16 protein-coding genes and 1 pseudogene are annotated in these 21,651 nt (G+C 57.8%); 13 read left to right on the top strand and 4 right to left on the bottom strand.

The features are described from left to right. Positions 1-349: 349 nt before the first annotated feature. Positions 350-2,503, bottom strand: a complete 2,154-nt coding sequence (gene pta / locus C2E15_RS14510) for a phosphate acetyltransferase (RefSeq protein ID WP_104958003.1) — start codon at positions 2,501-2,503, stop codon at positions 350-352. 66 nt (positions 2,504-2,569) lie between these two features. After that, positions 2,570-3,772 carry an acetate kinase gene (gene ackA / locus C2E15_RS14505; protein ID WP_104958002.1) on the bottom strand — a complete coding sequence of 401 codons (1,203 nt, stop codon included), beginning with the start codon at positions 3,770-3,772 and terminating at the stop codon, positions 2,570-2,572. Between the two features lie 333 nt (positions 3,773-4,105). On the opposite strand from ackA, the gene yfbV reads away from it, so the two are divergent. From yfbV to C2E15_RS14485, 4 genes are all read left to right on the top strand, one after another. Then, positions 4,106-4,555 carry a terminus macrodomain insulation protein YfbV gene (yfbV, locus tag C2E15_RS14500; RefSeq protein WP_104958001.1) on the top strand — a complete coding sequence of 150 codons (450 nt, stop codon included), beginning with the start codon at positions 4,106-4,108 and terminating at the stop codon, positions 4,553-4,555. 136 nt (positions 4,556-4,691) lie between these two features. Continuing rightward, positions 4,692-5,186 carry a YfbU family protein gene (locus C2E15_RS14495; RefSeq protein ID WP_104958000.1) on the top strand — a complete coding sequence of 165 codons (495 nt, stop codon included), beginning with the start codon at positions 4,692-4,694 and terminating at the stop codon, positions 5,184-5,186. Positions 5,187-5,199: 13 nt separating this feature from the next. Continuing rightward, a complete protein-coding gene (locus tag C2E15_RS14490) occupies positions 5,200-5,859 on the top strand; it encodes a sugar phosphatase (protein WP_104957999.1) in 660 nt (219 codons plus the stop codon). A gap of 76 nt (positions 5,860-5,935) precedes the next feature. Then, positions 5,936-7,768 (top strand): SLC13 family permease, encoded by a 1,833-nt coding sequence (locus tag C2E15_RS14485; protein ID WP_104959194.1) that lies wholly within the window; start codon positions 5,936-5,938, stop codon positions 7,766-7,768. Here C2E15_RS14485 and yfbR read toward each other — a convergent pair whose 3' ends face one another. Together yfbR and C2E15_RS14475 are read right to left on the bottom strand one after the other, a co-directional pair. Further along, positions 7,769-8,368 carry a 5'-deoxynucleotidase gene (gene yfbR, locus C2E15_RS14480; protein ID WP_104957998.1) on the bottom strand — a complete coding sequence of 200 codons (600 nt, stop codon included), beginning with the start codon at positions 8,366-8,368 and terminating at the stop codon, positions 7,769-7,771. 116 nt (positions 8,369-8,484) lie between these two features. After that, positions 8,485-9,702, bottom strand: coding sequence for a pyridoxal phosphate-dependent aminotransferase (locus tag C2E15_RS14475; protein WP_104957997.1), 1,218 nt, complete (start codon positions 9,700-9,702; stop codon positions 8,485-8,487). A 993-nt stretch (positions 9,703-10,695) separates the two neighbouring features. Between C2E15_RS14475 and lrhA the strand changes: the two genes are divergently transcribed. From lrhA to nuoI, 9 genes and pseudogenes are all read left to right on the top strand, one after another. Further along, complete coding sequence (gene lrhA / locus C2E15_RS14470) at positions 10,696-11,622, top strand: transcriptional regulator LrhA (RefSeq protein ID WP_104957996.1); 927 nt, start codon at positions 10,696-10,698, stop codon at positions 11,620-11,622. Between the two features lie 663 nt (positions 11,623-12,285). Then, positions 12,286-12,723 (top strand): NADH-quinone oxidoreductase subunit A, encoded by a 438-nt coding sequence (locus tag C2E15_RS14460; protein ID WP_104957994.1) that lies wholly within the window; start codon positions 12,286-12,288, stop codon positions 12,721-12,723. A gap of 15 nt (positions 12,724-12,738) precedes the next feature. Continuing rightward, positions 12,739-13,416, top strand: a complete 678-nt coding sequence (locus C2E15_RS14455) for a NuoB/complex I 20 kDa subunit family protein (protein WP_104957993.1) — start codon at positions 12,739-12,741, stop codon at positions 13,414-13,416. 120 nt (positions 13,417-13,536) lie between these two features. After that, complete coding sequence (gene nuoC, locus C2E15_RS14450) at positions 13,537-15,336, top strand: NADH-quinone oxidoreductase subunit C/D (RefSeq protein WP_104957992.1); 1,800 nt, start codon at positions 13,537-13,539, stop codon at positions 15,334-15,336. Continuing rightward, positions 15,311-15,854: pseudogene (gene nuoE / locus C2E15_RS14445) on the top strand (NADH-quinone oxidoreductase subunit NuoE). The gene nuoC and the pseudogene nuoE overlap by 26 nt, the downstream one beginning before the upstream one ends. A 2-nt stretch (positions 15,855-15,856) precedes the next feature. Next, positions 15,857-17,197 carry an NADH-quinone oxidoreductase subunit NuoF gene (nuoF, locus tag C2E15_RS14440; RefSeq protein ID WP_174705724.1) on the top strand — a complete coding sequence of 447 codons (1,341 nt, stop codon included), beginning with the start codon at positions 15,857-15,859 and terminating at the stop codon, positions 17,195-17,197. A 192-nt stretch (positions 17,198-17,389) separates the two neighbouring features. After that, positions 17,390-20,113 (top strand): NADH-quinone oxidoreductase subunit NuoG, encoded by a 2,724-nt coding sequence (nuoG, locus tag C2E15_RS14435; protein WP_104957989.1) that lies wholly within the window; start codon positions 17,390-17,392, stop codon positions 20,111-20,113. After that, entirely contained in the window at positions 20,110-21,087 is a 978-nt protein-coding gene (gene nuoH / locus C2E15_RS14430; protein ID WP_104957988.1) for an NADH-quinone oxidoreductase subunit NuoH, read from the top strand. Before nuoG ends, nuoH begins: the two co-directional genes overlap by 4 nt. Before the next feature lie 13 nt (positions 21,088-21,100). Next, entirely contained in the window at positions 21,101-21,643 is a 543-nt protein-coding gene (gene nuoI / locus C2E15_RS14425; protein WP_038625089.1) for an NADH-quinone oxidoreductase subunit NuoI, read from the top strand. Positions 21,644-21,651: the final 8 nt, after the last annotated feature.

The following is a 21,651-nucleotide window of genomic DNA, read 5'->3' as shown; positions in this document are numbered from 1 at the left end:
AGCCGTTGCCACAGAATTAATCTTTCAACTTGCGTGAAAAATAGTGATACCTCTTATTTCAGGCAACTTAAGGCTAGTTAGGGAATAGCGATTTGACCAAAATAATTTCATAATTTGCGACAGAAAATAAACTAAATAGTTACCGCTTCGTTTACTTTTAACGCATTTTTAATATTTAAGCGTGGCCTTATTAAGGCTTAATTAAAAGGGTGTTTTATATCCGGCCAGGCTGGCGGGTTGTCGATATTTCAGGCGCGGGAAGCAGGCGGCACGGCGAACCGGCGGCAAGAGGACGGCGGGAGCAGGGCAAAAAAAAGCGGCCCGCAGGCCGCTCTGACGATGGAACCGCTTAGCTCTGCTGTTCCTGCGCCTGTGAAGACTGAATCGCTGTCAGGGCGATGGTATAGACGATATCGTCAACCAGTGCGCCGCGCGACAGGTCGTTCACCGGTTTACGCATCCCCTGCAGCATCGGCCCAATGGAGATCAGATCGGCGGAGCGCTGCACCGCCTTGTAGGTGGTGTTGCCGGTATTAAGATCCGGGAAGATAAACACCGTCGCGCGACCGGCGACCTGAGAGTTCGGCGCCTTCGATTTCGCCACGTCTTCCATGATCGCCGCGTCATACTGCAGCGGACCGTCGATCACCAGATCCGGGCGTTTTTCCTGCGCGATGCGCGTCGCTTCGCGGACTTTCTCTACATCGCTGCCGGCGCCGGAGTTGCCGGTTGAGTAGGAGATCATCGCTACGCGCGGTTCGATGCCGAACGCCGTGGCGGAATCGGCGGACTGAATGGCGATTTCGGCCAGCTGTTCCGCCGTCGGATCCGGGTTAATGGCGCAGTCGCCATAAACCAGCACCTGCTCCGGCAGCAGCATAAAGAAGACCGAGGAGACCAGCGAGCTGTTCGGCGCAGTTTTAATCAGCTGCAGCGGCGGACGAATGGTGTTGGCGGTAGTATGCACGGCGCCGGAAACCAGGCCGTCCACTTCACCGCGCTCCAGCATCATGGTGCCCAGCACCACGTTGTCTTCCAGCTGCTCCTGCGCCACCACTTCGGTCATGCCTTTGTTTTTACGCAGCTCGACCAGGCGCGCCACATAGTTGTTACGCGCTTCTTCCGGATCGACGATTTCAATGCCCGCGCCCAGCTCAACGCCCTGCGCCGCCGCGACACGATGGATCTCGTCCGGGTTGCCCAGCAGCACGCACTGCGCGATGCCGCGCTCGGCGCAGATCGCTGCAGCCTTCACGGTACGCGGCTCGTCGCCTTCCGGCAGCACAATGCGTTTGCCCGCTTTGCGCGCCAGCTCGGTAAGCTGATAGCGGAAGGCGGGCGGAGAGAGGCGACGGCTGCGCTCGGAGGCGGCAGTCAGCGATTCTACCCAGTCGCTGTTGATGTGGCTGGCGACATACTCCTGCACCTTCTCAATGCGCTGCGTATCATCGCTCGGCACTTCCAGGTTGAAGCTTTGCAGGCTGAGCGAGGTCTGCCAGGTATTAGTGTTAACCATAAACACCGGCAGGCCGGTCTGGAACGCGCGTTCGCAGAGTTTGTAAATACGGTCATCAATTTCATAACCGCCGGTCAGCAGGATGGCACCGATCTCTACGCCGTTCATCGCGGCGAGGCAGGCGGCGACCAGCACATCCGGGCGATCCGCTGAGGTCACCAGCAGTGAGCCGGGACGGAAATGCTCCAGCATATGCGGCAGGCTGCGTGCGCAGAAGGTTACTGATTTTACGCGGCGGGTCTGAATTTCGCCTTCGTTAATCACGCGCGCGTTCAGGTGACGGCTCATATCGATGGCGCGGGTGGCGATCAGATCGAAACTCCAGGGAATGCAGCCCAGCACCGGCAGCGGGCTGTTGGCAAACAGCTGGCTCGGATCGATGTTGGCGACGCTGGCTTTGGTAGAGTCGTCGAAAATTTCTGACAGATCGGGACGGGTGCGGCCCTGTTCATCCACCGGCGCGTTGAGTTTGTTGATGATCACGCCAGTGATGTTTTTATTCTTGCTGCCGCCGAAGCTGCTTTGCGTCAGTTCGATGCGCTCTTTCAGCTGAGCCGGCGAGTCGTTGCCTAACGCCGTGACGAAGACGATCTCCGCGTTCAGCGTTTTGGCGATTTCGTAGTTAAGCGCATTGGCGAACTGATGTTTACGCGTCGGCACCAGGCCTTCCACCAGCACCACTTCGGCGTCCTGCGTGTTGGCATGGTAGCGAGCGATGATCTCCTCCATCAGCACATCCTGCTGATTGGATCCCAGCAGCGACTCAACGCGCGACATCTGCAGCGGCTCAGCGGCGGGGATGGAGGAGTTTTTACGTACGATAGTGGTGGTCTGGTCAGGCGCATTGCCGCCGGCGCGCGGCTGGGCGATAGGTTTGAACACGCTGAGGCGAACCCCTTTGCGCTCCATCGCACGGATCACGCCAAGGCTGACGCTGGTCAACCCGACGCTGGTGCCGGTAGGAATAAGCATAATGGTACGTGACACAGTAAACCTCTCAGGTATTTCAGGGTGTCAAAACAACTCCGTCAGCCGGAGCTGACGGAGAAAAACTTATGCGGTAAGGCGCGCTGCGTCGCGGGCGATGACCAACTCTTCGTTGGTTGGGATCACCAGCGCCGGGCGGGTGCCTTCCTTGTTAATAAAGCCTTCCTGCCCGAAGCGCGCTGCCAGGTTACGCTCGTGGTCCACTTCGAAGCCCAGCAGAGAGAGCTTCGCCAGCGACAGCTCGCGCACCATCGCCGCATTTTCGCCGATACCGCCGGTAAATACCACGGCGTCGAGACGGCCATCCATCATCGCCGTGTAGGAGCCGATATATTTGGCCAGGCGGTGGCAGAAGACATTCATGGCGCGTTTGGCGTCTTCTTTGGTGGCGTAGTTCTCTTCCACGTAGCGGCAGTCGCTGGTGACGCCGGTCAGGCCGAGCAGGCCGGACTCTTTGGTCAACATTTTGTTGATCGCATCCACGTTCATGCCCAGCGTATCATGCAGGAAGAAAATGATGGCCGGATCGATATCGCCGCTGCGCGTGCCCATCACCAGGCCTTCCAGCGGAGTCAGGCCCATCGAGGTATCGACGCACTCGCCGTTGCGAATAGCGGAAACCGACGCGCCGTTGCCGAGGTGGCAGGTGATCACGTTCAGCTCTTCCACCGGCTTGTTCAGCATGCGTGCCGCTTCGCGCGACACGTAGTAGTGGCTGGTGCCGTGAGCGCCGTAGCGGCGAACGCCGTGTTCTTTATAAAGGTGATAGGGCAGGGCGTAGAGGTAAGACTCTTCCGGCATCGTCTGATGGAAAGCCGTATCGAAAACCGCTACGTTTTTATCGGAAAGATGCGGGAAGTTTTTCAACGCTTCTTCAATGCCGATCAGGTGTGCCGGGTTATGCAGCGGGGCGAACGAAGAGGCATCCTTAATGCTTTGCACGACTTCATCGCCGATCAGCACGGAGTGCGTCAGCTTTTCGCCGCCGTGGACGATACGATGACCGATTGCAGCGATTTGTGCCGACAGCTCCGGTTTTTGTGCCAGAATGTTTTTAACGATGAAGTTCAGGGCTTCGCTGTGGGCAGCGCCCGCGCCCAGCGCCGCTTCCTGTTTAGCGCCGTCCAGTTTCCACTTGATGCGCGCTTCGGGCAGATGGAAACATTCGGCCAGACCTGACAGGTACTCTGCTCCGTCGGCCGGATTGAGGATGGCAAACTTAAGAGAAGAGCTACCGCAGTTCAGAACCAGTACTAACTTACTCGACATGGAAGTACCTATTAGTCAAAGTGGCTAAAAAAAACGCAATCAGTCTATCATCCTAAAGTATGAAAGCTGGTAGAGTAATGATTACCATCATACTGCCAGCAAAAAGTTATCTGACAGCAAAAAAATACGGTAATTTTACGTAAAAATTTGAAAGCTCCTTGGCTTTCAACGGCTCGGCCTCAGGATAATGAGGATACCCCGTTTTGCGGGCGCTGATAACGCGCCCAGAATAACGGCAGTCCCCAGCAAAAACAAAATTTTTTGAAGGATGTTATAGAAAGTTGTGTCGTTATTTAAATTTTTTAAATCTTGCGAAAGAAGTTGAGGTGAGCCATGGCAAATGAATCCAGCGTCGGCTGGTTTAAGACCTTCCAGCTCGGGCAGCACTACATGAAAACATGGCCGAACGATAAACGCCTCGCGCCCATTTTTCCGGAAAACCGTATTTCGACCGCGACGCGCTTTGCGATCCGCTTTATGCCGCCGTTGGCGGTATTCACCCTGACATGGCAGATTGCGCTCGGCGGCCAGCTCGGCCCGGCGGTGGCCACCGCGCTGTTCGCCTGCAGCCTGCCGATGCAGGGGCTGTGGTGGCTGGGCCGCCGCTCCGTTACGCCGCTGCCGCCGACCTTGCTGCACTGGTTCCACGAGGTGCGGGAAAAACTGCAGCAGGCGGGCCAGGCGATTGCGCCGCTTGAAGGCAAACCTACCTATCAGGCGCTGGCGGATCTGCTGAAACGCGCCTTTCGTCAGCTGGATAAGACTTTCCTCGACGACCTCTAAGCCGCGCCTGCCGGTTGCCGACAATTTTTTACGGCAACCTGGCGCAAATCAAAGAAAGGCGGGCTTGTGATTCCGCCTCGTTAACTGCTGTGCGATTCTTGAACATCCTTTATCTGGCCGTAAACAGGAGTTGAAGATGGACATGACGCACGCGCAGCGCTTGATTCTTTCGAACCAATACAAAATGATGACGTTGCTCGACCCGGACAACGGCGAACGCTATCGTCGGCTGCAAACCATTATCGAGCGAGGCTACAGCCTGCAGATGCGCGAGCTGGATCGCGAGTTCGGCGAGCTGAGCGAAGAGGTATGCCGCGCGATTATCAATATAATGGAAATGCATCATGCGTTGCGCGTCTCCTGGGAGAATCTCAAGGAGCAAGCGGATATTGACCCGCGTCGGCTGCAGTTCCTCGGTTTTGACGCGGCGACCGAAGCGCGTTATCTGGGCTATGTACGCTTTATGGTTAACGTGGAAGGGCGCTATACCCACTTCGACAGCGGCACGCACGGCTTTAACGCCCAGACGCCGATGTGGGAAAAATATCAACGCATGCTCGCCGTCTGGCAAACCTGTCCGCGGCAGTATCACCTGTGCGCGACTGAGATCGCGCAAATCATCAACGCCTGAGAAGGAAACGCAAGTGAAGTGTAAAGGCTTTTTGTTTGATCTGGACGGCACGCTGGTGGACTCCTTACCGGCCGTGGAACGCGCATGGACTAACTGGGGCAAACGCCACGCGATCGATGCGGATGAAATCCTGAACTTTATCCATGGCAAGCAGGCCATTACCTCACTGCGTCACTTTATGCGCGGCAGCAGCGAAGAGGCGATCCAGCAGGAGTTTCATCTGTTGGAAAAAACCGAGGCGGAAGATACCGACGGCGTCAGCGCGCTGCCCGGCGCCCGCGAGCTGCTGGCGCAGCTCAATGAGCTTGAGATCCCCTGGGCTATCGTCACTTCCGGCTCAATGCCGGTGGCTTCCGCGCGTCGCCAGGCGGCGGGCTTACCGCTGCCGGCCCACTTTGTCACCGCCGAGCAGGTGAAAAACGGCAAGCCGGAGCCGGAGGCCTACCTGACCGGCGCGAAACTGCTGGGGCTGAAGCCTGAAGAGTGCGTGGTGGTGGAAGACGCTCCTGCCGGCATTCTTTCCGGCCTCGCCGCCGGCAGCGCGGTGATCGCCGTGAATGCGCCCGCCGATACGCCGCGCCTTGCGGAGACGGCGCTGCAGCTCACAACCCTCACCGCGCTGCGCATCAGTAAAGCGCCCGACGGCACGGTCACGGTGCTAACCCAAAACTGATTGATTTAACCCCGCTATCGCGGGGTTTTTTTATGGCATGCTGCGCATTCAGATGGCCTGGATGGCGGAGGATGCGGTGAATAATCAACTTCTGTGGGTGCTGGCGCTGCTGGCGGTGACCGTCTGGCTGTTCGCCTCCGGCCGGCTGCGTATGGATGTCGTCGCGCTGCTGGTCATCATCGCTTTTGTCCTCAGCGGGACGCTGACGTTGCAGGAAGCAACCATCGGCTTCAGCGATCCTAACGTCATCCTTATCGCCGCGCTGTTTGTGATCGGCGAGGGGCTGGTGCGCACCGGCGTCGCCCTACAGACCGGCGAGTGGCTGATGAAAATCGCCGGCAACAGCGAAAGCAAAATGATTTTCTGGCTGATGCTGACCGTCGCCGGGCTGGGGGCGTTTATGAGTTCTACCGGCGTGGTGGCGATTTTTATCCCGGTAGTGCTGAGCGTGGCGGCCAAAATCGGTTCGTCGCCGGCGCGGCTGATGATGCCGCTCAGCGTGGCGGCGCTGATCAGCGGCATGATGACGCTGGTGGCAACGCCGCCGAACCTGGTGGTCAACAGTGAGCTGCAGCGCGAAGGGCTGGAGGGCTTCAGCTTTTTCGCCGTCACCCCGATCGGGCTGGTAGTGCTGGTGCTGGGCATCGGCTATATGCTGGCGGCGCGTTACTGGCTTGCCGGTTCAACGGAGGCTGCCGGCAGCGCCGCGCCGCGCCGTCGTAATTTCCGCGATCTTATCCGCGAATACCGTCTTAGCGGACGCGCCCGCCGCCTGGCGATCCGCGCGGGATCGCCATTGATCGGGCACCGTCTGGATGATCTGCGTCTGCGCGAGAAGTATGGCGCCAACGTGGTCGGCCTGGAGCGCTGGCGTAAATTCCGCCGGGTGATGGTGACGGTGACCGGCGAAACCACCTTTCGTGCCCGTGACGTGCTGTTGATTGATATGTCGGCCGCCGAGATCGACCTGCGCCAGTTCTGCAGCGAGCAGCGGCTGGAGCCGCTGATCCTGCGCGGCGATTACTTTTCCGACCGTGCCCGCGACGTTGGCATGGCGGAGGTGCTGCTGATCCCCGACTCCGAACTCACCGGCAAAAGCGTGCGCGAACTTGGCTTCCGCAGCCGCTATGGCGTCAGCGTTATCGGCATCCGGCGTCGCGCCAGCCTGCTGGAGGGCGCGCTGATCGACGAGCCGCTGGAAGTGGGGGATACGCTACTGGTGATCGGCGACTGGCGCTGCATTCAGCAGCTGCAGCAGCAAAAGCGCGATCTGCTGCTGCTGGCGTTGCCTGCCGAAATTGATGAAGCAGTGCCCGCGCACAGTCAGGCGCCGCACGCGCTGTTCTGCCTGGCGCTGATGGTGGCGTTGATGATCACCGATGCGATCCCAGGCCCAGTTGCCGCCTTAATCGCCTGCCTGCTGATGGGGAAATTCCGCTGCATCGATATGGAGAGCGCTTATAAAGCCATTCACTGGCCGGGGCTGATTCTCATCGCCGGGATGATGCCGTTCGCGCTGGCGCTGCAAAAAACCGGCGGCGTGGCGCTGGTGGTGCAGGGCCTGATGGATGTGGCCGGCAACCGCGGGCCGCACCTTATGCTGCTCTGCCTGTTTGTGCTGTGCGCCACCATCGGGCTGTTTATCTCGAATACCGCCACGGCGGTGTTGATGGCGCCGATCGGCGTGGCGGCGGCGGGGCAGATGGGCGTATCGCCTTATCCTTTCACGATGATTATCGCCATTGCCGCCTCCGCCGCTTTTATGACGCCGGTCTCGTCGCCGGTCAATACGCTGGTTTTGGGGCCGGGCGGCTACCGCTTCGGCGACTTTGTGAAAATCGGCGTGCCTTTCACCCTGATAGTGATGGCGGTCAGCGTACTGCTGGTGCCGCTGCTGTTTCCGTTCTGATCACAGTGGCGTGTCCTGGGATATCTCATCCAGCGACAGGTTGAAGCTTGGCACGAAGACTTCGATAAAGTAGTCCATCTCTTCGCTGCGCCGTTGCTGCAGCGTTTTTTCCAGCCGCGCTTTTGCCAGGCGGAACTCATTATTGCCGGCGGAAAGCTCCTCCAGGCATTTCAGATAGGCGCACAGCGCATCGGCCTGTTTCAGGATCGCGTTCTCCGCTTCGCTCTGCTGCTGCTCATCCAGCAGCGGGCGCCAGGCGTCCTGCAGCTCCGCCGGCAGCATCTCGATCAGCTTATGGCGCGCGATCTCTTCAATCTTTTTATATTCATGCGCGATCTGGGCATTGTAATACTTTACCGGCGTCGGCAGATCGCCGGTCAACACTTCGCTGGCGTCGTGATAGAGCGCGATCAGCGCAATGCGCTCCGCATTCAGGCTGCCGTTGAATTTCTTGTTTTTAATCAGCGCCAGCGCATGGGCAACCATGGCTACCTGTAGGCTATGCTCAGAGACATTTTCCGTGCGCACGTTGCGCATCAGCGGCCAGCGGTTGATCAGTTTAAGGCGGGAAAGGTGGGCGAAAAAATGGCTCTGCTTCATGAAAAAGGCGTCTCCTCAGGGCGGCTGCGGAAACCGGCGAACCCGATCTCCGCAGCGACACAGTATAGCCTTTTCATCACGCACGCTACAGCCGGCCGTGCGCGTGCCATTGCTGCTTACTGGCGGTAGCCTTCAAGGAAACGACCAAACTTGCCGATCGCCATCTCCAGATCGTCGACGCGCGGCAGCGTAACGATGCGCACGTGATCCGGCCACGGCCAGTTAAAGGCGGACCCCTGTACCAGCAGCACTTTTTCCTGCAGCAGGAAATCCAGCACCATCTTCTGGTCGTCGTGGAGGTTGAACTTTTTCGCGTCGATGCGCGGGAACATATAGAGCGCGCCCTGCGGTTTCACGCAGCTGACGCCGGGGATCTCGTTGATCAACTCCCAGGCGCGCTGGCGCTGCTCATAGAGCCGTCCGCCTGGCATAATGAATTCGCTGATGCTTTGATAGCCGCCCAGCGCGGTCTGAATCGCATGCTGCGCCGGCACGTTGGCGCACAGGCGCATTGAGGCGAGCATCTCCAGGCCTTCGATATAGCCTTTGGCGTGCTTTTTCGGCCCGTTCAGTACCATCCAGCCCTGACGGAAACCGGCCACGCGGTAGGTTTTTGACAGGCCATTAAAGGTCACCGTCAGCAGATCGGGCGCCAGCGCGGCGATAGAGTGGTGCTGCGCGGCGTCATAGAGAATTTTGTCATAAATCTCGTCAGCGAAGATAATCAGGTTATGTTCGCGCGCGATCTCGACGATTTCCATCAGCAGCTCTTTGCTGTACACCGCGCCGGTAGGGTTATTCGGGTTAATGATCACGATACCGCGCGTGCGGGGCGTGATTTTGCTGCGGATATCCGCCAGGTCCGGGAACCAGCCAGCGGATTCGTCGCACAGGTAATGCACCGCCTTGCCGCTGGAGAGAGAGACCGCCGCCGTCCACAGCGGGTAGTCAGGCGCCGGCACCAGCATTTCGTCGCCGCTGTTCAGCAGCGCCTGCATCGACTGCACAATCAGTTCGGAGACGCCGTTGCCGATGTAGATATCTTCAACGGTGACGTCGCGCATATCGCGCGCCTGATAGTGCTGCATAATCGCTTTGCGCGCGGAGTAAAGCCCTTTGGAGTCACAGTAGCCCTGCGCGCCTGGCAGGTTGCGGATCACGTCGACCAGGATCTCATCCGGCGCTTCGAAGCCGAACGGCGCAGGGTTGCCGATATTGAGCTTCAGCACCTTGTTGCCTTCCTCTTCGAGACGTTTGGCCTCTTTCAGCACCGGACCGCGGATGTCATAACACACGTTATCCAGCTTCGAAGATTTTTCGATAATTGTATTCATTGCTTGCGCCTTAACTGACAGAACTGCATTCCTGCCGTGGAAATAAACCCGCTCAATTTACTCCTCTGATCTCAACTTTTGAAGGGCGGGTCAGGCTTTTGGCGCAACCGGCAATCAATGCCGGGCTGGCTGGTATGCAACATTGGTCAGCGCAACTTATCTGGTTTAAAAAACTAATTAACCGTCAAGAAACAGCATGAATAACTGTTACCTGCGGTTTCGCTGTAAACCTTGCACAACGGTATGAGAGCCAGATCAGAAAAAGAAGTAAAGTAAGATAAAAATAGTAGATTGATACGGAACGAAACAGTTAAATTTTGCTACTTAAAGTGCCGATAAGCAGGAAAGGGGAGAATGATTCATCGCGCCAGTTTTTCAGACCGCTTTCCTCTGTCACCCATGCTGTCGCGCAACAGGCTGCTTTTCAGCCAGGGGGGTAGGAAAACCAATCCCGGGAAAAAAGCGTATTAATGCTAAAATGGTGCTTTATTGATAAGAAAAATGCGATTGGGGCTTAAAAAGTAAGCGTCGTTGTGGCAGGATATCCATCAACGGACTTTGTGACAAAAACAAGCCCGCCAGACTGCGTTAAAAAACCGCAGCGGCGACGGCGAAAGTTAAGTCCGGTTGATTATTCTGTTTTTGCGTTATGCCGTTTTGCTGACGCACGATATTAAAGTTATGAACCAGCGGCCCCATAGTGAGCTTGCCTGTAGTTGGCTCGGTTTCCATCAAAAGCAGGACGCGTTTAGCGTTCCGTTTTCAGCGCGTACGCGCTAAATGATTGTCTATTTAAGATACTGACGGCACTGGCGGATTTGCGCGCATTTCCCTCAGCAGTAGCATGAACAGCAGCTTTTCTTTGTGCAGTGTAAAGCTGTCGTTTCCCGACGGGAAACGTCATTTTGCCAGTTCTATCTCCGTCTGACATTTGATCGGCGGAAGTAACACCAGGGTAGTTGTTCTTAAAAACTTATAAGTGAAGAAAAAAATATGACTAGTGCAAATCGTCCGATACTCAATCTCGATCTCGATCTGCTGAGAACCTTCGTAGCAGTCGCAGATCTCAACACTTTCGCCGCCGCTGCGGCCGCCGTATGCAGAACGCAGTCGGCGGTGAGCCAGCAGATGCAGCGTCTGGAGCAGCTGGTGGGCAAAGAGCTGTTCGCCCGCCACGGCCGTAACAAACTGCTGACCGAGCATGGCATCCAGCTGCTGGGTTATGCCCGTAAGATCTTACGTTTTAATGACGAAGCCTGTACCTCGCTGATGTACAGCAATGTGCAGGGCGTGCTGACTATCGGCGCGTCCGACGATACGTCAGACACCATTCTGCCGTTCCTGCTGAACCGCGTGACCTCTGTCTATCCGAAGCTGGCGATCGACGTTCGCGTCAAACGTAACCCGTTTATGATGGAGATGCTGAACCAGGGCGAAGTTGATCTGGTGGTCACCACCTCCAGCCCGGGCTCTTTTACCCATCAGGTGCTGCGTACATCCCCGACGCTGTGGTACTGCGCCGCTGACTACATCTTCCAGCGCGGCGAAGCAATTCCTCTGGTGCTGCTGGATGAGCCGAGCCCGTACCGCGATATGGCCATCGATCACCTCAACGAGGCGGGCATTCCGTGGCGCATCTCTTACGTCGCTTCCACGCTGGCGGCAGTGCGCGCCGCAGTGAAAGCGGGCCTGGGCGTCACCGCGCGTCCGGTTGAGATGATGAGCCCTGAGCTGCGCGTCATGGGCGCGGCTGAAGGCCTGCCGGTACTGCCGGATACACAGTATCTGCTGTGCCGCAACCCGGACAGCGAAAACGAGCTGGCGCTGGCGATTTTCAACGCGATGGAATCCAGCAACGACCCGTACAACCTGGCGCTGGCCGGGCAGGGCGACGCCATGTTGCTGGATGATGAAGAATAAGTATTAAAAATGAGAATTTTTCTCATTATAAATGACGTTTAGCGACGCAAAGCGTCAGAAAAAAGCCTCTCAGGCGCAATGCGCGTCGGGAGGCTTTTTTTATGCACCTTTTCCGGCGCGGAGACGCCTTTTTTACTCCTCCTGGCTGTTGGGCTGCTCTGAAAAACAGCAGCCGCTGCGCTATGGCGATGTTGTCCGGTCAAAACGCCGCACTGTATTCGTTTTGTTTAAAAAATAATCATACGAACTGTCTGTTATTTTAGCAAAAAGGGTAAAAGTGTGTCCTGGATCAAGAAAATAACCCTGTTTTGGGGCAGGAAATCTGTCAGTTTCCTGTCAAAATATGTTTGTTAAATGCACGATCCAGAGGTGCAAATACCCACTACACTTAATTTACATCCTCAAACTGACACGATTTAGCCTAAAATCTGCGCATCATATGTTAATAAAATGATGCAAGTGTAAATTACCGTGTGGATACTTTTGTCAAAGTTGACAAAAGGTTATAGAAAGGGGTAAAAAACCCCATTAAATTGCTGCTTATAGGTTAAAGACAGCATATTTTATAAGGTTTTTCATCCTTCCCTTGAATTAATGTGGTGTGTTCTTCGCCATCGGCTTCGCAGGACGCTAAACGCCACTTTTGATGAGTAAGCAGAGAGTATGTCAACAACCACAGAAGTTATCGCTCATCACTGGGCATTCGCTGTTTTTATCGTTGTCGCTATCGGGCTGTGCCTCTTCATGCTGGCCGGCGGCTGGCTGTTAGGCGGCCGCGCACGCGCGCGTCATAAAAACACACCTTTTGAATCCGGTATCGACCCGGTTGGTAGCACGCATCTTCGCCTTTCTGCCAAGTTCTACCTCGTGGCGATGTTCTTCGTCATCTTCGACGTTGAAGCCCTCTTTTTATACGCATGGTCGACCTCAATCCGCGAAAGCGGCTGGGTCGGCTTTGTTGAAGCCGCAATTTTCATTTTGGTGCTGTTGGCTGGTCTGGTTTATCTGGTGCGTATTGGCGCGCTGGATTGGGCGCCTGCGCGTCGTCGCGTGGACGTTGATACCGGCAAGGTCACTAACACCAACCCTCAAAAGCAGTAACAGCGAGGCATTAAGATGGACTATACGCTCACCCGCATAGACCCCAACGGTGGTGAGAACGACCGTTATCCCCTGCAGAAACAGGAGATCGTTCCCGACCCTCTGGAGCAGCACGTCCACCGCAGCGTTTACATGGGCAAGCTGGAAAATGCGCTGCATGACATGGTGAACTGGGGTCGCAAAAACTCTCTCTGGCCGTATAACTTCGGCCTTTCCTGTTGTTATGTGGAGATGACCACCTCTTTTACCGCGGTACATGACGTCGCGCGCTTCGGTTCAGAAGTGCTGCGCGCCTCGCCGCGTCAGGCGGATTTTATGGTGGTCGCCGGCACGCCGTTTAAAAAGATGGCCCCGGTTATTCAGCGTCTGTATGACCAGATGCTGGAGCCGAAATGGGTGATCTCCATGGGCGCCTGCGCCAACTCGGGCGGCATGTACGATATCTATTCCGTGGTGCAGGGCGTGGATAAGTTCCTGCCGGTAGATGTCTACATCCCAGGCTGCCCGCCGCGTCCGGAAGCCTACATGCAGGCGCTGCTGTTGCTGCAGGAATCGATCGGCAAAGAGCGTCGTCCGCTCTCTTGGGTGGTAGGCGATCAGGGCGTGTACCGCGCCAATATGCAGGCCGAGCGCGAAAGGAAGCGTGGCGAGCGTATTGCGGTGACCAACCTGCGTACCCCGGACGAAATTTAAAACAACTGTTTATGGATGAGGCCCGACACGCCGCGCAATAACATTACAAACCAACGCGCGCACCTCATCCTGACACCAACGACTTCGCGCCTGTTTTCAGGCCAGAATGGTGAGTAACGTATGACAGATTTGACCACGCAAGATCTCGCTCAGCCTGCATGGCAAACCCGGGATCATCTGGATGATCCGGTGATCGGCGAGCTGCGTAACCGTTTTGGGCCGGATGCCTTTACTGTTCAGCCAACCCGCACCGGTATGCCGGTAGTATGGGTAAAACGCGAACAGCTGCTGGAAATCGGGGAATTTCTGCGTAAGCTGACGAAACCCTATGTGATGCTCTACGATCTGCACGGCATGGATGAGCGCCTGCGCACTCACCGCAACGGGCTGCCCGCCGCCGACTTTTCCGTGTTCTATCACCTGCTCTCCATTGAACGTAATCGCGACATTATGCTCAAGGTTGCTTTGTCCGAAAACGACATGCACCTGCCGACCTTCACCAAACTTTTCCCGAACGCCAACTGGTATGAGCGTGAAACCTGGGAGATGTTCGGCGTCACTTTCGACGGGCACCCGCATCTGACGCGCATCATGATGCCGCCGACCTGGGAAGGCCACCCGCTGCGTAAAGATTACCCGGCGCGCGCCACCGAGTTCGACCCGTATGAGCTGACCAAACAGAAAGAAGATCTGGAAATGGAAGCGCTGCTCTTCAAACCGGAAGAGTGGGGGATGAAACGCGGCACCGAAAACGAGGACTTTATGTTCCTCAACCTCGGCCCGAACCACCCGTCGGCGCACGGTGCTTTCCGCATCATTCTGCAACTGGATGGCGAAGAGATCGTCGATTGCGTACCGGATATCGGCTATCACCACCGCGGCGCGGAAAAAATGGGCGAACGCCAGTCCTGGCACAGCTACATTCCTTACACCGATCGCGTGGAGTACCTCGGCGGCTGCGTCAACGAAATGCCGTACGTGCTGGCGGTAGAGAAGCTGGCGGGCATCGTGGTGCCGGATCGCGTTAACGTGATCCGCGTGATGCTTTCCGAGCTGTTCCGTATCAACAGCCATCTGCTCTACATCTCCACCTTTATTCAGGACGTCGGCGCGATGACCCCGGTGTTCTTCGCCTTTACCGACCGTCAGAAAATCTATGACGTGGTGGAAGCGATTACCGGCTTCCGTATGCATCCGGCCTGGTTCCGCATCGGCGGCGTGGCGCATGACCTGCCGAACGGCTGGGAGCGTCTGCTGCGTCAGTTCCTCGACTGGATGCCGAAGCGCCTGAAAGAGTATGAAACCGTCGCGCTGAAAAACAGCGTGCTGGTAGGGCGCGCCAAAGGCGTCGCCGCCTACGGTAAAGACGAAGCGCTGGCCTGGGGCACAACCGGCGCGGCGCTGCGCGCCACCGGCGTCGATTTCGACGTGCGCAAATGGCGTCCTTACTCCGGCTATGAAAACTTCGATTTTGAGGTGCCGGTGGGCAACGGCGTCAGCGACGCTTACACCCGCGTCATGCTGAAAATGGAAGAGATGTGGCAGAGCCTGCGCATTCTTGAGCAGTGCCTGAACAACATGCCAGCCGGCCCGTTCAAAGCCGATCATCCGCTGACCACGCCGCCGCCGAAAGAGCGTACGCTGCAGCACATTGAAACGCTGATCACACACTTCCTGCAGGTCTCATGGGGGCCGGTGATGCCCGCTAATGAATCGCTGCAGATGATTGAGGCGACGAAAGGGATCAACAGTTACTACCTGACCAGCGACGGCAGCACCGTGAGCTATCGCACGCGTATTCGTACGCCAAGCTTCCCGCACCTGCAGCAGATCCCATCGGTGATCCGCGGCAGCCTGGTATCCGACCTGATCGTTTACCTGGGTAGTATCGATTTTGTTATGTCAGACGTGGACCGCTAATTATGCACGATCAAAAAATTGCCATCGAAACGATCGACCCGACCGGGGTCTTTGAGCTGAGTGCGGCAGAACGCGACGCGATTGAGCATGAAAAACACCATTATGAAGATGCACGCGCAGCCTCAATCGAAGCGCTGAAGATCGTGCAGAAGCAGCGCGGCTGGGTGCCGGATGGTGCCATCAATGCCATCGCTGAGGTGCTGGGCATTCCCGCCAGCGATGTGGAAGGCGTCGCGACATTCTACAGCCAGATTTTCCGCCAGCCGGTAGGACGCCATGTGATCCGCTATTGCGATAGCGTGGTCTGTCATATTACTGGCTATCAGGGCATTCAGGCCGCGCTGGAGCAGAAGCTGAATATCAAGCCGGGCCAAACCACCGCTGACGGCCGCTTCACGCTGCTGCCGACCTGCTGCCTGGGTAACTGTGATAAGGGCCCGACGATGATGGTGGATGAGGACACGCACGTTCACCTGACGCCGGAAAACATTTCATCGTTACTGGAGCAGTATCAATGACAGTGAAAGAGATCATTCGTACTGCGGAGACGCATCCGCTGACCTGGCGTATGCGCGACGACAAGCAGCCGGTCTGGATTGACGAATACCGCAGTAAAAACGGCTATGCCGGCGCGGAAAAAGCGCTGAAAGGCCTGGCGCCGGACGAAATCGTCGGGCTGGTGAAAGATTCCGGCCTGAAAGGGCGCGGCGGCGCAGGCTTCTCCACCGGTCTGAAGTGGAGCCTGATGCCGAAAGACGAATCGATGAACATTCGTTATCTGCTCTGCAACGCCGATGAGATGGAGCCGGGTACCTATAAAGATCGCCTGTTGATGGAGCAGATGCCGCATCAGCTGGTGGAGGGGATGCTGATCAGCGCCTTCGCGCTGAAAGCGTATCGCGGCTATATCTTCCTGCGCGGTGAATATATCGAGGCGGCGGTGCATCTGCGCCGCGCCATCGCCGAAGCGACCGAAGCCGGTTTCCTCGGGAAAAATATTCTCGGCACCGGCTTCGACTTCGAGCTGATCGTGCATACCGGCGCCGGGCGTTATATCTGCGGCGAAGAGACCGCGCTGATCAACTCGCTGGAAGGGCGCCGCGCTAACCCGCGCTCCAAGCCGCCGTTCCCCGCCTCCGCCGGCGTCTGGGGCAAGCCGACCTGCGTTAACAACGTCGAAACGCTCTCTAACGTGCCCGCCATCCTCGCCAACGGCGTGGAGTGGTACAAGGGGCTGTCGAAGAGCGATGACGCGGGCACCAAAATGATGGGCTTCTCCGGACGCGTGAAAAACCCGGGCGTCTGGGAGCTGCCGTTCGGCATTACAGCGCGTGAGATTCTGGAAGATTACGCGGGCGGCATGCGCGATGGGCTGAAATTCAAAGCCTGGCAGCCAGGCGGCGCCGGTACCGATTTCCTTACCGACCAGCATCTTGACCTACCGATGGAGTTTGCCAGCATCGGCAAAGCGGGCAGCCGTCTCGGCACCGCGCTGGCGATGGCGGTGGATCATGAGATCAATATGGTGTCACTGGTGCGCAACCTGGAAGAGTTCTTTGCACGCGAATCGTGCGGCTGGTGTACGCCGTGCCGCGACGGTCTGCCGTGGAGCGTGAAAATTCTGCGCGCGCTGGAGCAGGGCAAAGGGCAGCCGGGCGATATCGAGACGCTGCTGCAGCTTTGCCGCCAGCTCGGTCCTGGCAAAACGTTCTGCGCCCATGCGCCTGGCGCGGTCGAGCCTTTACAGAGCGCCATTAAGTATTTCCGTGAAGAGTTTGAAGCCGGCATCGCGCCGCAGGTTTTCGGCAATGCCCGTCATATTAACGGCATCCAGCCTAACCTGCTGAAAGCGCGCTGGTAAAACAGAGCAGCAACGGAATACGGTTAGCGCCGCTTTACCCTGGCGCAGCGATGAATGCATCCCGCGCGCTGACCTCAGTAAGTGAGCGCGGTGAGGGAAGGCAGCCAACACCGCTGCGGCCTGAACGGCGAAGGGTAAAAAAGAATTGTGTTTAACGCTCGGACATCCGAGCCTTACGGAAGCATGTTCACTATGGCTACAATTCATGTAGACGGTAAAGAATATGAGGTGGATGGGGCGGACAACCTGCTGCAGGCGTGTCTCTCCCTTGGCCTGGATATTCCTTATTTTTGCTGGCATCCGGCGCTGGGAAGCGTTGGCGCCTGCCGCCAGTGCGCGGTAAAGCAATACCAAAACGCTGAGGATACCCGCGGTCGCCTCGTCATGTCCTGCATGACGCCAGCCGCCGACGGCACCTTTATTTCTATTGACGATGGTGAAGCGAAAGAGTTCCGTGAAAGCGTGGTCGAGTGGCTGATGACCAACCACCCGCACGACTGCCCGGTCTGCGAAGAGGGCGGCAACTGCCACCTGCAGGATATGACGGTGATGACGGGCCACAGCTTCCGCCGCTACCGCTTCACCAAGCGTACCCACCGCAATCAGGATCTCGGTCCGTTTATCTCTCACGAGATGAACCGCTGTATCGCCTGCTACCGCTGCGTGCGTTACTACAAAGATTACGCCGACGGCAAAGATCTGGGCGTCTACGGCGCACATGACAACGTCTACTTCGGCCGCCCGGAAGAGGGCACGCTGGAGAGCGAATTCTCCGGCAACCTGGTGGAAATTTGCCCGACCGGCGTCTTTACCGACAAAACCCATTCCGAACGCTACAACCGTAAATGGGACATGCAGTTCGCGCCGAGCATCTGCCAGCAGTGCAGCGTCGGCTGCAACATCAGCCCGGGCGAGCGCTATGGCGAACTGCGCCGTATCGAAAACCGCTACAACGGCAGCGTCAACCACTATTTCCTGTGCGACCGCGGTCGCTTCGGCTATGGCTACGTGAACCGTAAAGATCGCCCGCGTCAACCGATGCAGCGTCGTGGCGATAACTGGGTAGCGCTTAACGCTGAACAGGCGATGCAGGGCGCGGCGGACGTGCTGCGTCAGGCGAAAAAAGTGATCGGCATCGGCTCGCCGCGCGCCAGCGTGGAAAGCAACTTCGCCCTGCGCGAACTGGTCGGCGCGGCTAACTTCTCTACCGGCATGCCGGCAGGGGAGCAGGCGCGTCTGGATCTGATGCTGAAAGTGTTGCGCGAAGGCGGCATTCATACTCCGGCGCTGCGTGAAATCGAAAGCTACGATGCGGTGCTGGTGCTGGGTGAAGATTTGACCCAAACCGGCGCGCGCGTGGCGCTGGCGGTGCGTCAGGCCGTTAAAGGCAAGGCGCGCGAAATGGCGGCGGCGCAGAAAGTCGCCGACTGGCAGATCGCCGCGATCCTGAATATCGGCCAGCATGCGAAACACCCGCTGTTCGTCACCAACGTTGATGAAACCCGTCTCGATGATATCGCTGCCTGGAGTTATCGCGCGCCGGTGGAAGATCAGGCGCGTCTCGGCTTCGCTATCGCCCATGCGCTTGATGACAGCGCGCCGGCGGTCAGCGATTTCGACAGCAGCCTTAACAGCAAAGTCGATGTGATTGTACAGGCGCTGGCGGGCGCGAAAAAACCGTTAATCGTCTCCGGCACCCACGCCGGCAGCGAAGCGATGATTGAAGCAGCGGCCAACGTGGCGCGCGCGCTGAAAGGCCGCGGCGCCGACGTCGGCATTACGCTGATCGCCTCCGCCGCTAACAGCGTCGGCCTCGGCATGATCGGCGGCATGACGCTCGATGACGCGCTGGGCGAGCTGGAGAGCGGTAGCGCCGACGCCGTGGTGATCATGGAAAACGATCTTTACCGTCACGCGCCGAAAGCGAAGGTGGACGCGGCCCTGCGCCACGTCGACAACGTAATCGTGCTGGATCATCAGCGCACCGCGACGATGGAAAAAGCGGGCCTGATCCTTTCCGGCGCCAGCTTCGCCGAAAGCGACGGCACGCTGATCAACCAGGAAGGCCGCGCGCAGCGCTTCTTCCAGGTCTACGATCCCGCCTATTACGACAACCAGGTGGTCATGCTGGAAAGCTGGCGCTGGCTGCACTCGCTGCATAGCGCCATCCAGAGCCGCCACGTCGACTGGACGCAGCTGGACCACGTTATCGACGCCGTGGCGCAGGCATTGCCGCAGCTGAAAGAGATTAAACAGGCCGCGCCGGACGCCTCTTTCCGCATTCGCGGTCAGAAGCTGGCGCGTTCGCCGCATCGCTCCAGCGGACGCACCGCCGCGCGCGCCAATATCAGCGTGCATGAGCCGCGTCAGCCGCAGGATGTGGACACCATGTTCTCCTTCTCGATGGAAGGCAACAACCAGCCCAGCGCGCCGCGCTCGGATATTCCTTTCGCCTGGGCGCCAGGCTGGAACTCCCCGCAGGCGTGGAACAAGTTCCAGGATGAAGTGGGCGGCAAACTGCGCAACGGCGATCCTGGCGTGCGTCTGTTTGAAGCTTCCGCGGGCCAGCTTGCCTGGTTCGATCGCGTGCCGACCGCTTTCGCCCGTAACGGCGGCTGGCGCGTCGCGCCTTACTACAATCTGTTCGGCAGCGAAGAGATGGCGCAACGCGCGCCGGTGATGCAGCAACGTATGCCGCAGCCGGCAGTGGTGATCAACCCGGCCGACGCCGCCACGCTCGGCGTTAACGCCGGCGCGGCGCTGGAGCTGAACTGCGCGGGCGAAACGCTGCGTCTGCCCGTCCGTTTCTCGGACGCGCTGCAGCCGGGGCAGGTGGGCTTACCGCTCGGCATGCCGGGCGTTCCGCCGTTCCTGTCGGGCGCCGATATTGAGACTCTGCGGGAGGCGGCACAATGAGCTGGTTGACACCGGACGTTATCGATATTTTGCTGGGCGTACTGAAAGCGATCGTTATCCTGCTGGTGGTGGTCGCCTGCGGCGCCTTTATGAGCTTCGGCGAGCGCCGTCTGCTCGGTCTGTTCCAGAACCGTTACGGGCCTAACCGTGTCGGCTGGGGCGGCTCGCTGCAGCTGGTGGCGGACATGATCAAAATGTTCTTTAAAGAGGACTGGGTTCCGCCATTTACCGATCGCTTTATCTTTACCCTGGCGCCGGTTATCGCCTTTGTTTCGCTGCTGCTGGCGTTCGCCATTGTGCCGGTCACGCCGACCTGGATGGTGACTGACCTGAACATCGGGCTGCTCTTCTTCCTGATGATGGCAGGCCTGGCGGTCTATGCGGTGCTGTTCGCCGGCTGGTCGAGCAACAACAAATACTCGCTGCTGGGCGCGATGCGTGCCTCCGCCCAGACGCTGAGCTACGAAGTGTTTCTCGGGCTGTCGCTGATGGGCGTGGTGGCGCAGGCGGGATCGTTCAATATGAACGATATCGTCAACGACCAGACCCATCTGTGGAACATTATCCCGCAGTTCTTCGGCTTCATTACCTTCTGTATCGCCGGCGTGGCGGTGTGTCACCGTCACCCGTTCGACCAACCGGAAGCGGAGCAGGAGCTGGCGGACGGCTACCACATCGAATATTCCGGCATGAAGTTCGGCCTGTTCTTCGTGGGCGAGTATGTGGCGATTACCACGGTTTCCGCGCTGATTGTAACGCTGTTCTTCGGCGGCTGGCACGGCCCGTGGCTGCCGCCCTTTATCTGGTTCGCGATTAAAACGGCCTTCTTCATGATGATGTTTATTCTGATTCGTGCCGCGTTGCCGCGTCCGCGCTATGACCAGGTCATGTCCTTCGGCTGGAAAGTATGTCTGCCGTTGACGCTGTTGAACCTGCTGGCTACCGCCGCAGTGATTCTGTACAACGCGCAGTAAAGGGGTTGTAACCATGACATTAAAAGACATTATTGTCGGTTTCGGCACCCAGGTACGCAGTATCTGGATGGTGGGCATGCACGCCTTCGCCAAGCGCGAAACCCAAATGTATCCGGAAGAGCCGGTCTACCTGCCGCCCCGTTACCGCGGACGCATCGTCCTGACGCGCGACCCGGACGGAGAAGAGCGTTGCGTGGCGTGTAACCTGTGCGCCGTCGCCTGTCCGGTCAGCTGTATTTCGCTGCAAAAGGCGGAAACCAAAGATGGCCGCTGGTATCCGGAGTTTTTCCGCATCAACTTTTCGCGCTGCATTTTCTGCGGTATGTGTGAAGAAGCCTGCCCGACGACCGCGATTCAGCTGACGCCGGATTTCGAGCTGGGCGAATTCAAACGTCAGGATCTGGTGTACGAGAAAGAAGACCTGCTGATTTCAGGGCCGGGCAAATACCCGGAATACAACTTCTACCGTATGGCAGGCATGGCGATCGAAGGGAAAGACAAGGGCGAAGCGGAAAACGAAGCCAAACCCATCGACGTCAAAGGCTTGTTACCTTAAGGAGCCCG

It is taken from the genome of Mixta gaviniae, from assembly GCF_002953195.1.
In the GTDB taxonomy this organism is placed as follows: Bacteria; Pseudomonadota; Gammaproteobacteria; order Enterobacterales; family Enterobacteriaceae; genus Mixta; species Mixta gaviniae.
The sequence above is the reverse complement of the archived record's forward strand: the minus strand, read 5'-3'. Positions and strand labels throughout refer to the sequence as shown.

Excerpts from the sequence above, each read along its gene's own strand:
- C2E15_RS14455 (WP_104957993.1), top strand. The coding sequence starts at position 12,739 with ATGGACTATACGCTCACCCGCATAGACCCCAACGGTGGTGAGAACGAC.
- C2E15_RS14460 (WP_104957994.1), top strand. The coding sequence starts at position 12,286 with ATGTCAACAACCACAGAAGTTATCGCTCATCACTGGGCATTCGCTGTT.
- C2E15_RS14475 (WP_104957997.1), bottom strand. The coding sequence starts at position 9,702 with ATGAATACAATTATCGAAAAATCTTCGAAGCTGGATAACGTGTGTTAT.
- yfbR (WP_104957998.1), bottom strand. The coding sequence starts at position 8,368 with ATGAAGCAGAGCCATTTTTTCGCCCACCTTTCCCGCCTTAAACTGATC.
- lrhA (WP_104957996.1), top strand. The coding sequence starts at position 10,696 with ATGACTAGTGCAAATCGTCCGATACTCAATCTCGATCTCGATCTGCTG.
- ackA (WP_104958002.1), bottom strand. The coding sequence starts at position 3,772 with ATGTCGAGTAAGTTAGTACTGGTTCTGAACTGCGGTAGCTCTTCTCTT.
- nuoI (WP_038625089.1), top strand. The coding sequence starts at position 21,101 with ATGACATTAAAAGACATTATTGTCGGTTTCGGCACCCAGGTACGCAGT.
- C2E15_RS14495 (WP_104958000.1), top strand. The coding sequence starts at position 4,692 with ATGGACATGACGCACGCGCAGCGCTTGATTCTTTCGAACCAATACAAA.
- nuoC (WP_104957992.1), top strand. The coding sequence starts at position 13,537 with ATGACAGATTTGACCACGCAAGATCTCGCTCAGCCTGCATGGCAAACC.
- yfbV (WP_104958001.1), top strand. The coding sequence starts at position 4,106 with ATGGCAAATGAATCCAGCGTCGGCTGGTTTAAGACCTTCCAGCTCGGG.
- nuoG (WP_104957989.1), top strand. The coding sequence starts at position 17,390 with ATGGCTACAATTCATGTAGACGGTAAAGAATATGAGGTGGATGGGGCG.
- nuoH (WP_104957988.1), top strand. The coding sequence starts at position 20,110 with ATGAGCTGGTTGACACCGGACGTTATCGATATTTTGCTGGGCGTACTG.